Source organism: Pigmentibacter ruber, assembly GCF_009792895.1.
In the GTDB taxonomy this organism is placed as follows: domain Bacteria; phylum Bdellovibrionota_B; class Oligoflexia; order Silvanigrellales; family Silvanigrellaceae; genus Silvanigrella; species Silvanigrella rubra.
Window position 1 is genome coordinate 535,321 of the sequence record NZ_WSSC01000001.1, and the last position, 14,757, is coordinate 550,077.

General features: G+C 30.6%; 15 protein-coding genes. 5 read left to right on the top strand and 10 right to left on the bottom strand.

Annotated features, from left to right (window positions below):
• From GOY08_RS02255 to GOY08_RS02280, 6 genes are all read right to left on the bottom strand, one after another.
• Positions 1-801, bottom strand: coding sequence for an ABC transporter ATP-binding protein (locus GOY08_RS02255; protein WP_158996936.1), 801 nt, complete (start codon positions 799-801; stop codon positions 1-3).
• A complete protein-coding gene (locus GOY08_RS02260) occupies positions 794-1,753 on the bottom strand; it encodes a branched-chain amino acid ABC transporter permease (RefSeq protein WP_158996937.1) in 960 nt (319 codons plus the stop codon). Before GOY08_RS02260 ends, GOY08_RS02255 begins: the two co-directional genes overlap by 8 nt.
• 4 nt (positions 1,754-1,757) lie before the next feature.
• On the bottom strand, positions 1,758-2,633 hold the full coding sequence (locus tag GOY08_RS02265) for a branched-chain amino acid ABC transporter permease (RefSeq protein ID WP_158996938.1): 876 nt from the start codon (positions 2,631-2,633) through the stop codon (positions 1,758-1,760).
• Positions 2,634-2,664: 31 nt separating this feature from the next.
• Positions 2,665-3,804 carry an ABC transporter substrate-binding protein gene (locus tag GOY08_RS02270; protein WP_158996939.1) on the bottom strand — a complete coding sequence of 380 codons (1,140 nt, stop codon included), beginning with the start codon at positions 3,802-3,804 and terminating at the stop codon, positions 2,665-2,667.
• A gap of 138 nt (positions 3,805-3,942) precedes the next feature.
• Positions 3,943-5,073 (bottom strand): ABC transporter substrate-binding protein, encoded by a 1,131-nt coding sequence (locus tag GOY08_RS02275; protein ID WP_158996940.1) that lies wholly within the window; start codon positions 5,071-5,073, stop codon positions 3,943-3,945.
• Positions 5,074-5,270: 197 nt separating this feature from the next.
• Entirely contained in the window at positions 5,271-6,401 is a 1,131-nt protein-coding gene (locus GOY08_RS02280) for an ABC transporter substrate-binding protein (protein ID WP_158996941.1), read from the bottom strand.
• A gap of 193 nt (positions 6,402-6,594) precedes the next feature.
• Here GOY08_RS02280 and nadE point away from each other — a divergent pair, with 193 nt between their 5' ends.
• Together nadE and GOY08_RS02290 are read left to right on the top strand one after the other, a co-directional pair.
• On the top strand, positions 6,595-8,490 hold the full coding sequence (gene nadE / locus GOY08_RS02285; protein ID WP_158996942.1) for an NAD(+) synthase: 1,896 nt from the start codon (positions 6,595-6,597) through the stop codon (positions 8,488-8,490).
• Positions 8,491-8,848: 358 nt separating this feature from the next.
• Positions 8,849-9,421: a hypothetical protein gene (locus tag GOY08_RS02290; protein ID WP_158996943.1), complete on the top strand. Its 573-nt coding sequence runs from the start codon at positions 8,849-8,851 to the stop codon at positions 9,419-9,421.
• Between the two features lie 5 nt (positions 9,422-9,426).
• Here the strand turns inward: GOY08_RS02290 and GOY08_RS02295 are convergent, their stop codons facing one another.
• From GOY08_RS02295 to GOY08_RS02310, 4 genes are read right to left on the bottom strand one after another with little or no spacing between them, the layout of a single operon-like run.
• The gene (locus GOY08_RS02295; RefSeq protein ID WP_158996944.1) at positions 9,427-9,720 is read right to left on the bottom strand and encodes a Trp family transcriptional regulator; all 294 of its coding nucleotides are present in this window, start codon (positions 9,718-9,720) and stop codon (positions 9,427-9,429) included.
• Positions 9,721-9,731: 11 nt separating this feature from the next.
• Positions 9,732-10,448 carry a motility associated factor glycosyltransferase family protein gene (locus GOY08_RS02300; protein ID WP_158996945.1) on the bottom strand — a complete coding sequence of 239 codons (717 nt, stop codon included), beginning with the start codon at positions 10,446-10,448 and terminating at the stop codon, positions 9,732-9,734.
• The gene (locus GOY08_RS02305) at positions 10,432-10,905 is read right to left on the bottom strand and encodes a hypothetical protein (RefSeq protein WP_158996946.1); all 474 of its coding nucleotides are present in this window, start codon (positions 10,903-10,905) and stop codon (positions 10,432-10,434) included. Before GOY08_RS02305 ends, GOY08_RS02300 begins: the two co-directional genes overlap by 17 nt.
• Positions 10,906-10,918: 13 nt before the next feature.
• Positions 10,919-12,295 carry a 1-acyl-sn-glycerol-3-phosphate acyltransferase gene (locus GOY08_RS02310; protein WP_158996947.1) on the bottom strand — a complete coding sequence of 459 codons (1,377 nt, stop codon included), beginning with the start codon at positions 12,293-12,295 and terminating at the stop codon, positions 10,919-10,921.
• Positions 12,296-12,391: 96 nt separating this feature from the next.
• Between GOY08_RS02310 and GOY08_RS02315 the strand changes: the two genes are divergently transcribed.
• Genes GOY08_RS02315 through GOY08_RS02325 form a run of 3 tightly spaced genes read left to right on the top strand, consistent with a single transcriptional unit; the run spans position 12,392 to position 14,756 of the window.
• Complete coding sequence (locus GOY08_RS02315; RefSeq protein WP_158996948.1) at positions 12,392-13,081, top strand: alpha/beta hydrolase; 690 nt, start codon at positions 12,392-12,394, stop codon at positions 13,079-13,081.
• A complete protein-coding gene (hflX, locus tag GOY08_RS02320) occupies positions 13,078-14,430 on the top strand; it encodes a GTPase HflX (RefSeq protein ID WP_158996949.1) in 1,353 nt (450 codons plus the stop codon). The genes GOY08_RS02315 and hflX overlap by 4 nt, the downstream gene beginning before the upstream one ends.
• Positions 14,424-14,756: a hypothetical protein gene (locus GOY08_RS02325; RefSeq protein ID WP_158996950.1), complete on the top strand. Its 333-nt coding sequence runs from the start codon at positions 14,424-14,426 to the stop codon at positions 14,754-14,756. The genes hflX and GOY08_RS02325 overlap by 7 nt, the downstream gene beginning before the upstream one ends.
• Position 14,757 lies beyond the last annotated feature (1 nt).

Genomic DNA, 14,757 nt, shown 5'->3' on the forward strand with positions numbered 1-14,757 from the left:
TTATGATTCCTTTTCCATTTTTACGATAAAGTCATCTTCAACATCAGAACCTAAATATGCTTCAATTACTTCATGATTTGTTTGGATTTCTTTTGGTAACCCTTCTGCAATGACACTGCCATAATTCAAAACTGTAATGTGTTCACATAAATTCATTACAAACTTCATATCGTGTTCAATTAGTAAGATTGATATATTTTGTTTTGAAATTTTTTTAACGAGTTCTTGTAATGCTAATTTTTCAGTTGGATTCATTCCAGCAGCAGGCTCATCTAATAATAATAATTTAGGATTAGTCATTAATGCTCGGGCAATTTCTAATTTTCTTTGTAAGCCATAAGGTAACGAAGTAGCAGGAAAATCTTTAAATTTTTCTAAACCACAAAAATGGAGAAGTTCTTCCATTTTCTTTTGCAACTCTTTTTCTTTTTTTCTGGTCTTCGGTAAAAAGAATAATGAAGAGAAAAAATCACCTTCTCTTTCAATAGCAGCACCAGAAAGAATATTTTCACTTACTGTCATATTTGAAAATAATCGAATATTTTGAAATGTTCTAGCTACATGGTAATGAGCAATGAAGTGTGTTGGTAATCCTACTAATTCTTTGTTATCAATTAAAACTGATCCCGAAAAAGGTTTATACACACCTGTTATAATATTAAATACAGTAGTTTTTCCAGCACCATTAGGACCTATAACTCCAGAAATACCACCTTTTCTTACATTGATATGAAAATTATTTAAAGCAACAAGGCCACCAAATTTAACTGTTACGTTTGTAATTGAAAGTATATTAGACATGAGTAGACCTCATTTTTTTTAAGTTTTCTATCAAAGATGCTACTCCTTTTGGATTAAGTAACATAATTATGATAACTAAAACAGAAAAAACTAAAGTCCTATTTGAAAATATAGAATCAAATATAGTAACAAATGAATTGCTTATAAAACCTTTGTCAACTAAAGATAGTAAAAAAGGATTTGTGATTTGGGGGATAAAACGGAGTAATTCTGGGATGAGGACAATAATTAAAGCGCCAAAAATGCTTCCAAAAACGCTATACATTCCACCGATCACAACAGCTAGCACTAAAACAACACTATTATAAAATCCAGCTTCATCTGGGCTAATAAATTGTAATGTGTGTGCATAAAAAACACCTGCTAGACCTGCTAAAGAAGAACCTATTAGAAAAGATATAATTTTTGTTTTATAGATATTAATTCCTATGCTTTTAGCAGAAATCTCATCATCTCTTGTTGCTCGGACAGCAAAACCTAAATTTGTTTTATAAAATTTAATTATAAAAAGTGCTACAATAAACATTATAAAAAAGATTAACAAGCCAGATCCTAATTTTGGGATATCTTTAAAACCTCTTGTGCCACCAACAAAATCTAAATTTTTAAATACAGTAGCAACTATTTCACCAACACCAAGTGTTGCCATAGCTAAGTAATCGCCCCTTAATTTTAAACAAGGAATAGCAACTATAAGACCACTACAAGCAGCACTTATCATCCCAACTAAACAAGCTAAGAAAAGCATTAAACTATGATTTTCAATTCCCAATTTTGGTGCCAAGAACACAGTAAATATAGCAGAAGTGTAACCACCTACAGTATAAAAAGCGGCATGTCCTAAAGATAATAATCCTGTTCCGCCAAGAATAATTTGCAAACTCATGGCTTGAATTGCAAGTATACAAAACATTATAAATGGGAGTTGTATATAATTTAAAATATCGCTCATAGTTTTATACTTTTACTAGTTGTGCTCTACCTAATATTCCTTGCGGTCTAACAAGTAAAACAATAATTAATAAGACAAAAGCAAAGCCATCTTTGTAAGTTGAAAGTTCATAACTTACAAGCATGCTTTCAGAAATACCTAAAAATAATCCACCAAGAACTGCTCCTTTTAAATCACCAATTCCTCCTAAAACAGCGGCTGCGAAAGCTTTTAAACCAGCATTTACACCCATTAGTGGAAAAATTTGGTTTGTTGCCATGCCTTGTATTGTTCCTGCAATAACAGCAAGCATTGCACCTATAAAAAAAGTTAAACTAACTGTTCTATCAAAAGGAACTCCACAAATTTTTGAGGCATCAGTGTGCATAGCCAATGCTCTAATCCCTTTTCCTGCTTTTGTTTTATTTAAAAAGAGTTCAAGAGAAATAACTAATAATATTGTTAATAAGAAAATTCCAATATCTCTGATTCTAACAAATAAATCTCCAAAGGTTAAAATGTTTCCAGGTATATTTATTGGATAACTTAACGAATTGGGAGAGAATAAAACCTGGACAATATTTTGGAGAAAAAGACTCATTGCAACGGCTGTAATTAAAGGAGCAAGTCTATTGTGTTTCCTTAACGGTTTATAGGCTACTCGTTCAATAACAATAGCAATAACACCAACAGCTAAAATTGCTAATAAAAGAGCAGCCCAAATAGGTGTTCCTATGGTTAATAAAAGCATTACAAAATAAGCACCAAGCATGAATAATTCACCATGTGCAAAGTTCACAAATTGTAAAATTCCAAAAACCATTGAATAGCCAATAGCAATTAATGCATATAAACTACCTATTGCAATTCCATCAATAACAGCCTGAATAAAGTCTATCATAATCATGTTACCTTAAAATTAGAGTCTTTTATTACAGTTTATCAGGCGCAATACTAGTTACGTACTTATATCCGTTAGGTACATATTCAAGTATAACAGCTGGCTTAATGGGATTATGATTCCTATCCATAGTAATATTTCCAGTTATACCATGAAAATCTTTTATTTTCGAGAGAGCTTCAGTTATTTTTTCAGAGTCATATTTATCAATACCTTTTAATGCATGAATGATAATGTTGAATGTATCGTATCCTAACGCCGCATGTGCGCTTGGTTTTGCTTGGTAACGTTTAGAATAATTTTCTATAAAGGATTTAACTTTTGGCTCATCACTATCAGTTGAATAATGTGTTGAAGTATATCCTCCAATTTCAGCTCCTTTTGCAATCATACGCAATTCTGGGGTAAACCATCCATCGCCACCCAACATTTTTGTTTTTATGCCAAGTTCTTTAGCTTCACGCAGAATAACACCCACTTGTTGATGAAAGCCTGGAATAAAAACAACATCTGGTTTCAATTTCCGCACATCACCTAGTTGAGCTGTAAAGCTGGTATCTTTTTGTGAATATTTAAGTACTTTGCTAATTTGTCCACCTGCTTTAGTAAAAGTTGTTTTAAAGCTGTCGCTCAAGCCTTTCGAGTAATCTGAATCGGAATCTTCAAGAATAATTGCTGACTTAGCACTTAAATTTTTGACGGCAAAATTTGCCATAACAACACCCTGAAAGCTATCAATAAAACAAGTTCTAAAAACATATTTTTTTCCTAAAGTAACTGCATCGTTTGTTGCTGCAGGAGATATAATAGGAATTTTTGCTTTTTCAGCTATTGATGCTGCTGCTATTGCGTTGGAACTAATAACTTCAGCAATCACTACTGAAACTTTATCAGATGTTATTAGTTTATTTATCCCTTTAGCTGCTTCTAAAGGAGTACTTTGAGTGTCTTCTACAACCAATTTAATTTTTAAATTGGGATCATTATAATTTTTTATGGCTAAATCAATTCCATTTTTAGCCTCTTTTCCATAAAAGGCTTGACTTCCAGTTAAAGGAAGTAGTACTCCTATTTTTATTTCTTTTGCATAAGTAAAATTTATTGTAGTTATAGAAACAAAGCTTGATACTATAATTGATTTAAATTTACTAAAGTAGCAGTTTTTTAGCATACTAATCCCTCATATAAAAATAGTAGTGTTGTCGAACGGAAACTCTTTTATCATTTTTTCTAATTAATTAAAAGTAACTAAATTATTTTATTAGCAATTGTTAATTAAGAAAAAATATGTTTTGTTTTAAAATATTAATTAATTATTTTTCACAGGATTTATATTGGTCACATATTTATAACCCGTTTGGGTCAACTCTAAGATAACAGCAGATTTTAAAGCATTATGGTTTTTATCCATTGAGATGGTACCGGTAACACCTGAAAAATTCTTTAAATTAGATAAATATGAATTGATTTCTTCTGATGTGTTTGGAGATGAAGATTTAAATGCAGAGAACACAATTTTAGCAGTATCGTAACCTAATGCTGAAAAGGAACTAGGTTCTACTTTAAATTTATCTTTATAATTTTTAATAAATTCTTGCAATTTTTGTGAGGGCATGTCTGGTGAATAATGAGTTGAAATATATCCACCTTGTTCAGCACCATTTGCAATTGTTCTTAACTCTTTGGTATCCCAGCCATCACCACCTAAAAATTTAGTATTGATATTTAGCTCTTTTGCTTCACGTAAAATCACGCCAACTTGTTGATGGAAGCCTGGAATAAAAATTACTTCAGGCTTTAGTTTCCTTATTTCTCCAAGTTGTGGAGTAAATGAAGTATCTTTTTGAGAGTATTTTATTACCTTTAAAACCTTTCCACCATCTTCCACAAATTTTTTGGAAAAATTGTTACTCAGACCAATACTATAGTCAGAATCTATATCTTGCAGAATGACTGCGGTTTTTGTTTTTAACTGTTGAACAGCAAAATTTGCCATCACCAGTCCTTGGAAACTATCTGTAAAACAAGTCCGATAGATGTATTTTTTGTCTTTTGTTACGCTATCATTTGTAGAAGCAGGAGAAACGAGTGGTACTTTTGCTTTTTCTGCTATAGAACCTGCTGCAATTGTATTTGAGCTAACCAAATCACCAATGATCACTGGTACTTTATCTGATGTTAATAATTTATTTGCACTTTTTGCAGCTTCACTAGGGGAGCTTTGGCTATCTTCGTAAACAAACTTAAATTTAGTTTGTGGATTTTTTGAGTTGTATTCTGCTAAGGCAAGTTCTAAACCATTTTTTGTTTCTTTACCGTAATATGCTTGTGGTCCAGTCAAAGAAATAATGACACCAATTTTATTTTCGCCGGCAAATAATGGACTAAAATAAAAAGTTACACAGCTAAAAATAATTGAATTAATCTTTATTAATTTCATTCTGGCCACCCAATCTATATTATTTTTTTATAACTCTTTGTACAGCTTTTCAGAAAGTAAAAAAAAATTACAAAGCAATTTTCAAGAGAATTGAGAGATAACATTTTTTTCATAAAATAGCAAATTAATTTAATTTAGATAAATTAACATTAAATTACCAGAAGATTAAATATAAAAGATTACTTGTAAAAGAATAGTTATGGATTAACCGTTGAAATATATTTGTAACCATTTGGAATAAATTCAAGAACAACCGCTGGTTTTGTAGGATTATGGTTTTTATCCATTGAAATCATTCCTGTCACACCTTCAAACTTTTGGATAGCGGCAAGCCCTTCTGTAATTTTCTCTGGTTCTGCTGAATTTTTATTTTTAATTGCATTTCTTACCATATAAATCGAATCGTAAGCTAAGGCAGCAAAAGAACTCGGTTCTTCTTTAAACTTTGCCTTATACGCTTTTACAAATGCTTGCAGCTTTTTATTATCACCAGTTGCTATGTAGTGATTAGAAATATAACTACCATTCTCAGCTCCTTTTGCTATTTGGCGTAGTTCAGGGGTATCCCAACCATCTCCACCCAGAATTTTTGCAGATATTTGAAGATCTTTTGATTCTCGTAAGATAACTCCAACTTGCTGGTGAAACCCAGGAATAAACAAAATATCTGGTTTGATTTTTCTAACTTCCGTCAATTGGGCGCTGTAAGAAGTGTCTTTTTGTGAATAACGTAATATTTTTGTAACTTTTCCACCGTTTTTTGTAAAATTTTCCACAAAGCTCTTACTTAATCCTTTGCTGTAATCAGAATCGGAATCTTCCATAACAATTGCAGTTTTGGCTTTTAGAGTAGAGGTAGCAAACGTTGCCATGACGGTTCCTTGAAAACTATCAATAAAGCATGCCCGAAATACATATTTTTTTTGAAAAGTGACACTATCATTTGTAGCTGCGGGAGAAATAATTGGAATTTTTGATTTTTCAGCAATCGAAGCTGCTGCTATTGTATTTGAACTTGTAACATCACCAATAGCAACTGCTATTTTATCTGAAGTTACCAGTTTATTTATCGCTTTAGCAGCCTCAGCAGGTGTGCTGAGTGAATCTTCAATGATGAGTTTTATTTTTGGTTCTGAATTTCCCATTTCTGCTAATGCCAGTTCCATCCCTTTCTTTGCATCTTGACCATAAGATCCCAATGTGCCCGTCATGGAAAGAACTGCTCCGACTTTTACTTCTAATCCTATGGCTGAGGAAAAAAATGTTAAACCGTTTAAAATAAGAAAAGTCTTTAAATTTCGCTTTATGTTAGTTCTATAAAGAAGCATAAAATAACCTCAAACGGTGGTAAGGTGAAAAAATAGAACGGAATAACTAACGGAATATTAAAAGATTATCCCAGATTTGAGAAAAACTTCAAGATGAATTTTAAAATAGGTTGTTTCTAAAATTGATATTTAATAGATTTCTTTTTAGGAAGTTAAGTTTGCTTCTAAATTTAAGAACTGATTGAGGAATATTATGAAAATTGCAATAGGACAATTGATAGTAAAAGCAGCAAACTGTGCAGAGAATTTTCATAAAATGCAAGAGCAGATATTAGATGCCATTGAAAATCAAGCACATTTAATTATTTTTCCTGAAATGGCTTTGCCTGGATATTTTATTGGAGATACTTGGGAACAATTATCATTTTTACAAGATTGCGAGTATTATCATAAAAAAATTCTAAGACTATCAGATAAAATTGATATTATTTTTGGTTCGGTTGGAGTTGATTGGCAGAAAAAAAATGAAGATGGAAGAGTTAGAAAATATAATGCAATTTATTGTGCTTCTAAAGGAAATTTTATAATTAATTCTAAAACAAAATATCCTTTTTGGATTAAATCTCTAATGCCTAATTATAGAGAATTTGATGATTCTCGTTACTTTTATGATCTTAGAAAACTTGCGAGTGATAATAATTCAAAGCTTGAAGAACTATATGAACCTTTAAAATTAAAGCTAAATGGAAAAGTTATAAAAATAGGGGTTTCAATTTGTGAAGATGCTTGGTCAGATGATTATAGTAATAATCCAATTCTAACTTTTAATAAAAAATATAAGCACGACTTTTTTCTAAATCTAAGTGCTTCACCTTATACTTTGGCAAAAAAAGAAAAACGTGAAAAATTATTTTGCAAGATAAGTAAGTATTGTAACACTTCTTTGTTCTATGTAAATTGTGTAGGTGTGCAAAATTTAGGAAAAACAATTTATGGTTTTGATGGTTCTTCTACTTTTTATTCAAATAAAGGAAAAGTTATTGAAATTGGTGAATTTTTCTCAGAATCTCTCCGCTTTTTTGAATTTGACCTTTCTAGAAAAACATTAATCAGTAAACAATCATTTTTAAATGAAAGAAATAAGCTTGATAAAGCTAGTGAATTGCAATTTTCCTTGGAGTACATCCTTAGAAGTTGTTTAAATGAATGGAATATTAAAAAGGTTGTAATTGGTTTGAGTGGTGGAATTGATTCTGCTTTAAGTGCAGTCCTGTTTACACGTGTTTTAGGTAACAAAAATGTGTATTTAATTAATATGCCATCTCAATTTAATTCTGAACTAACAAAAAATGCTGCAAAAAAATTAGCTGATAATCTTCAATGTCCATTTGCTTTTATTCCTATAGATGAATCTATTAAATATACAAAAGATCAAATAAATAAAGTTTCTTTTTCTCATTCAAATGAAAAAATTGAAGTAAATTCTTTTGTTTTTGAGAATATCCAAGCAAGAGATAGAAGTGGAAGAATATTAGCAGCAGTTGCTGCGGCTTTAGGTGGAGTATTTGTTTGCAATGCTAATAAATCAGAAATGACAGTAGGCTATTCTACTTTATATGGAGATCAAGCTGGATTTATGGCACCTCTTGCAGATTTGTGGAAACAAGATGTTTATTTGCTTTCTCATCATTATAACAAACATATTTTTAAAAAACAGGTTATTCCCAATGAAACACTACAAGTTGTTCCAAGCGCGGAACTTAGTGAAAATCATAATGTCATGGAAAATAAAGGAGATCCTTTAAATTACCCTTATCATGATTTGCTTTTCTCCTCTTGGGTTGAGCATTGGAATAGAAAAACACCTGAGGATTGTTTAAAAGCATATTTAAAAAACAACCTTGCAACACTTATTGGTTGTGAAAGTAAGTTGATAGAAAATCTATTTCCTAATGTGCATGCTTTTATAAATGATTTGGAACGTTGGTGGACTTTATATCAAGGTATGGGTGCTTTTAAAAGAGTTCAAGCTCCTCCAGTTATTGCGTTGAGTAGAAGGGCTTTTGGGAATGATCATAGAGAGCATATTGGGCGTGTTACTTTTTCGGCAGGATATATAAAAATTAAAAGTAAGATCTTAAAAGAATAAGCAAAAAAAAATAATGTATTATTCATAATATTAACTAAAAATATTTATGTAACAATTAAAAAAATAATTTTTAGGCAACTTTATTAATTTTATAAAGTGATTTATTCTTAAGTATGTTAATTTAATAGATTTTTAATCTAATTTAGTATTAATAAATAGAATAATATTCTATTTATTAATAGTGTGATATCGTGGTTTAAATAAAATTTTAGTAATTTAAAGTAATTATCTAAAAAATTATTTTTCCTAAAATTTTCTTTTTTTTAACTTTCCAAAATAACTAGATCAACATAAAAGGATGTAGTAAAAAAAAAACTTTTGGAGAAGGATTCTTCAAATTTTAAGGAGCACAAACTTTATGGATGAAGTTAAGCTAAATAAGGACGATGAAAAATATATACGGACCTTATCACAATATTTAGAAAAATTTCACTTAACAACAGGTTATCAAAACAAAGAAGTTGCCGAACTTCTTAATATGGATAAAAGTTATTATAATAAAATTCGATTAAAGAAATTTTCTCCAATATCAAATAGTATTTCAATATTAAAAAAATTTGCTTCACTAAATGATAATGATTTAATTTCTTTTATCTCTGAAATTGAAGAATTAAATATTGATAAAAACTTTTTTTCGCTTGATGGCAATGATTGGGAATTTACTTTAAAAAAAGTTTTTTTACAATGTGGGCCATTAATTAGAAAGATACTCATTGAGGATAGGCTTAAGCCAATAATTGAAGAAAATGAAACTAGCATTGAAAAGTTAATAAAATGTTTTATAATTTTATCTTTAGTGCTAGATATTTCTAAAAATGAGAAATGGTTAAATTCCATAATGGAATTCGTATTAAATATACATCATAATATAGAAGAAGAACAAATTAATGACATAAATGAATTATTAAATAAGATGAAAAAAATGCAATAGAAAGTTTAACTTCTTGGAAAAACTTTTTTAAGAAGTTCATTATTTTCTTGTAACATTCGGCTTCCTCTTGTCACAGTTGCAATTCCTACTCCCAATTTTTCTGAAATTTCTCTTTGTGCTATTCCTTTAGCAATCATATCAACAATTTGAAGTCTTTGAGAAATAGCATCTATTTCAGCAGGGGTAAGAAATACTTTTAAAAACTGTTCTGAGTCATCCATAGAAATACCTTTATCTTTGATCTCTAAAATAAAATCTAAAATTTCTTTTGTTGATTTTTGAAATTTAGATTGAGTCATATTCTTATCCTTTAAAAATAAAATAAAATGGTAGAACTGTTAGGCTTTATAAAAATCCTACTTCCTTTTGTTGAATTACTCAAGCCATGCGAAGGTCTTTCAAGAGTAATATTTCCACTATATTTAGCTCCTTTAATAGAGATAGGAACATTATCTTCATCTGAAAAAATTGAGAATGTTAACTTATTGGCACAAATTACTTCAAAGTTAACAGATGAAATAATAACACCTCCGTGAAAATAACAAATACCTCCTGGAGCATGGTTTTTAACAAATCTTTTTGCTTCAAATATATTTGCTAGTTCATGATCTTTTCTTCCACCTAGTCCAAAAAAAATTTCAATAAATATTGGAATATTTTTTGACTTTTTCTTTATTAATTCTAATAAAAATGAAAAGTCATTATAGTCTTTATTTTTCTGCAAAGAGATTTCTTCAACAATCAGCTCTCTCTCCTGTCCCATATTGTTACGTACTGAATTTTTGTCAAGAAATTTTTTGGATTTTTCTGTCAAACTATCGTAGTCACCAGCCCAAATAATTTTATTACTAGATATTTTATTTCGTAGAAAATGATTCAATCCTCCATCAGCAATGAAAATTTCATTCTCATTTAAGTCAGTTAAGGATGAGGATTTTTGTTTATTTGCTATGACTTTGACATTTGTTTGTGAATTTGAACCATTTAAAAAAATTATAAATTTTTGAACTTTAAGCTTCTGGTTCATGATCAGTTGTATGGCTTCTTACTAAGTGTGGTAATTGAGAATCTTTTTTATCGATTAACCAAATATGTCTCATTTTTGCTTCAAGTTCTTCAGATTTAAAAATAATATCTCTAGCTTTTGAAAAACCAAAAGTTAATCCAAGTATAAAAGAAACAAATGCTAAAACAATACCAATAGCAAATATACCCGCAATTACGCTTTGAATTGAAGTGTTTGTAATAATTTCTGAAAAGCGCCCTTTTTGTGCTTCTTCTAATATTTTGGATTTAAATAATGCAATAATTAAGGCAATTGTAGCAAAAAAAACAATTGGAATTAAAAATGAAAGTAAGGGATAAAAAAAACGGACAAGATTAGCAATTGAACGCGCTTGAATAATTCTTCTTGCATGCTCAGGAAAATTTCGTTTTAAGTAAGATTCAAAATCTGAATCAAATATTTTTTTTGCAAAAGGCATATCAGGAAAAATCCTATTTATTGAGAGATTTATTTTTTAAATTTTGTTCTTCAGAGTCTTTTATTTTTTGCATTACCCCGTCTGAAATTTCTCTCCATTCTTTCATGAGTTCATACCAACCTCTAGGAAAGAAAAAACGCAGTTTTGCTAAGCGTAAAAAGCCTGGGAAAAAATTAATGCTTTCTTGGACTATCAAACTTAACGCAAGAAATGTTGGAGTTAAGATAAGGAAAGCAACCCATAATACGATTTTATTGATATGAGGTAAATAGCCACCTGCAAAGTAAGTAAAAATAGAGGACATGAGAAACGCCCAAAGGGGAAAAAACCACATTCCATGCGCAATTTTCATAGTAGCACGCACATCTCTGTCGGAAGTGCTTTTCTTTGCAAGTCTTTCACAAATTTTTGCTGGTAATACCCAAACTAACGTTCCTAGTGTTTCTATAGGAAAAGATACAAAAAGATAAAACCAGCCATGTCTTATCATCACCCAAAAGAAGTTTCTCTTTTTATAATTATTATCCCCCCAGACAAGTTGTGCTGGAGAAACATTCACAGCTTGCATCATTCTGCGCATTGTTTGAATTTTAGCCATAATAATTGGGTCAGAATCAAAATTAGGACGGTTCTGCTCAACAAAAATTCTAAATTCTCTTGCGGAAGATGGGCTTCTTCCATATGCCAGTTCAAATAAAAAGCGCCAATTTCTTTTTTCATCCCAGCTAAAAAAACTAGCAAAACCAGATTCTAAGGATTCTCTTACTCCATCCATTATATCTTTTACAGAAAAATCACTAGATGTAATGACTACAGGTTCACAGAAATGCAAATACAACTCACTACGAAATTCATCTTTTTCCGAATAATCAATTACGGCAGGTTGAACGACTACAGTAAAATTTTCATCTTTGCTCCGGCTCATTGCTTGTAAAGCCATACGCGCCAAACCTGTTTTTAATTGGAAAATGAAAGGTTCATCATGACTAACGCCTTCGGGAAAAATAAGAATGCTATCTCCTTCCAATAATGCATCTCCCACTTTTTGAAAGGCCTCATTATTTGCTTTTGCACGCCAGTCAGCTTCAAAATTACCTTGTTCCAACATTTCTTTTTGGGCTTGAATATCTTTTTTGATATCTTGCAAACGAGTTACAGGGATTGCTCTAGTTAATTTTAGAAATTGGCGCATTACGGGAATGTCCCAAAGAGTATGCTTGGCAAGAGGTCTGATTCGCACGGGAGCTAAACCTAACATCACAGCTGGATCAACAATGCCACTAGAATGATTTGAAGCCCATATTGAACTTCCACCTGTATAAGGTGTTCCTGAAATACAAATTCTTTTGAAGAAAATCCTGCAAAGAATAAAAGCCAGAAATCGAATCATTATAAGATTTGCCTCTAGTGTTTTGCTGTGATCTAAAAATGAGTATATTGCCATAAAGGACATTATTAAATGTCAAATTCACCTAATGGAGACAGAATGTCAATACAATCAAATTCAATAAATGCTAAAGGTAAGAAAACTATTCAATTAAATAGTCCTCTCAAAGTTGTATCGAACATTAGAGGTGATGATATTAAAAATATTATTATTTGTTTACATGGTTTTGGCGATAATGCTGCAAATTTTTCTTCTTTGGCAAATGAAATAAATGTGCAAAACGTTCTTTGGCTTTTTCCTCAAGGTCCAAAGAATTATCCTATGGGATTTGACGGAGCACAATGGTTTCCGCTATTTAACGACCCAACTGAAGAAAGAAGAAATTCAGAAGAACTCATATTGCAATTAATCTATGAAGCTATTGAAGTCTGTAAACTAGATTTTTCAAAAGTTTTTCTGTTAGGTTTTTCACAAGGAGCTGCATTAGCTATTCACTGCGGATTAAAAACAAAAGAAAAACTCGCTGGAATTTTGGCATTAAGTGGTTTTATTTTTCAAGCGCATGCGATTAAAAATGCTTATGCAGGTAAAGTTATTGAAACACCTATGCTTGTTCTTCATGGCAACCAAGATCAAGTAATTTTTCCAGTAACATATTATGATATGTTGGATTCATTAAAAGATTTGGGTGTGAAACGGTTAAGAAACAAAATTTATAGTAACATGGGGCATACAATTTCTAGCGAAGAAATTAAAGACATAACCAAATTTATTGAGGAAAATCGTTGAATAAAACAAATATTGATATAGAAAAAACTCTAGAATTAGAAAAAGCAAGAATACAACTAGAAAATCGTGATATAGTTGGGATGAAGGCTTATCTAGTTAGCTTAGAATTACCTGAAGACAATCCTGTTGAAATTCAAGAAAGTCTGCAAGAATTAGGTGCTCTTGTAAGAACTCTTGGAGATGAATGTTTGGGAGTTTCAGTTCAGAAGAAAAATAAACCTGTCCCAGCCACATATATAGGTTTAGGAAAAGCAGAAGAAATAAAAAAATCTTGTCAAATATTACAAATTGATTATGTTACTTTTGATCAAGAATTATCTCCAACACAGGTCAGGAATTTAGAAAATTTAATAAATAAACCTGTACTTGATAGAACAAGTATTATTCTGCAGATTTTCAAAAAAAATGCGCGTTCAAAAGAATCAAGAACTCAAGTTGAAATTGCTCACTTGGAGTATATGGCTCCTCGCTTATCCAACGCTTGGATTGCTTGGGAAAGACAAAGAGGCGGTGGTGGAGTTGGAGGAAGAGTGAAAGGCTCTGGTGAGACTCAACTTGAAATTGATAGAAGACGCATGAAAGATAAAATTGCTTCCTTAAAAAAAGATTTAGAAAAAATTCAAAAAGAAAGAGAAACACAAAGAAAAAACAGGTTAGATGAATGGAATGTAGTTTTAGTTGGGTATACCAATGCAGGGAAAACAACTTTAATGAATGCATTAACTGAAAGTCATTTGTCCGCCAAAGACTCATTGTTTGAAACACTGGATTCAAGTGTAAGAAAAATTCGTGGAACAAATAACATGAATATTCTAATCACTGATACAGTTGGTTTTATTAGAAATTTACCACATGGATTAGTAGCGAGTTTTCGAAGTACTTTAGAAGAGGCCTGCAAGGCAGATCTTATCTTGCATATTGTGGATATTTCTAATAAGTCTTATAAGGAACATATTAAGGTAACTGATGAGGTTCTCCGCCAAGTAGGAGCATCTGAGGTTCCAAAAATAATCATTTTTAATAAAATAGATGCCATTAAAGGTGAGCCGCAGTTGGCTAGAATATTAATGCGTAGTTACCCAAAAAGTATTTGTATTTCTAGTCAAAAAGAAGAGGATATAAAAAAATTTAGAGAAACTATTGTGCAGTTTCTTGCGCAAAATATGGTAGAAAAAGTATTTAATGTACATTATGAAGATTCTAAAATGTTGTCATTAATTTATTCGCATACTCGTGTATTAGAAGCAAAATGGACACAAGATGAAGGTATATTTAAAGTTAGAATGTCTAAAAGTATTTATCAAAGATATTTTGTGATTAATAAAGTTGAGGAAAATTTAGAATGGTAGATAAAAAAGAGGAAAATAAAATACCCGAAAATATTAAAAATAAAATTATGGAACTAAAACTTATAGAAACTCAATTAGGACATATACCACCTGAAAATTGGAATGTTGGGGATTTATATGCAAAATATGACAATAGTAATTACCACCAAAGCTTAACTCAATTAGAAAAGCAAACAGAAATTTTATTTTTAGAAATTTGCGAAGCACTAGAAAAATTAAATTTTTCATATATTTCTATTGCAAAAGAAATTAATGCAATAGTTAATTATGTAGGCGGCCCAAAATATTGTAATGAAGAAGAAGTGAAACAAGTTCTTGGTAAATAAA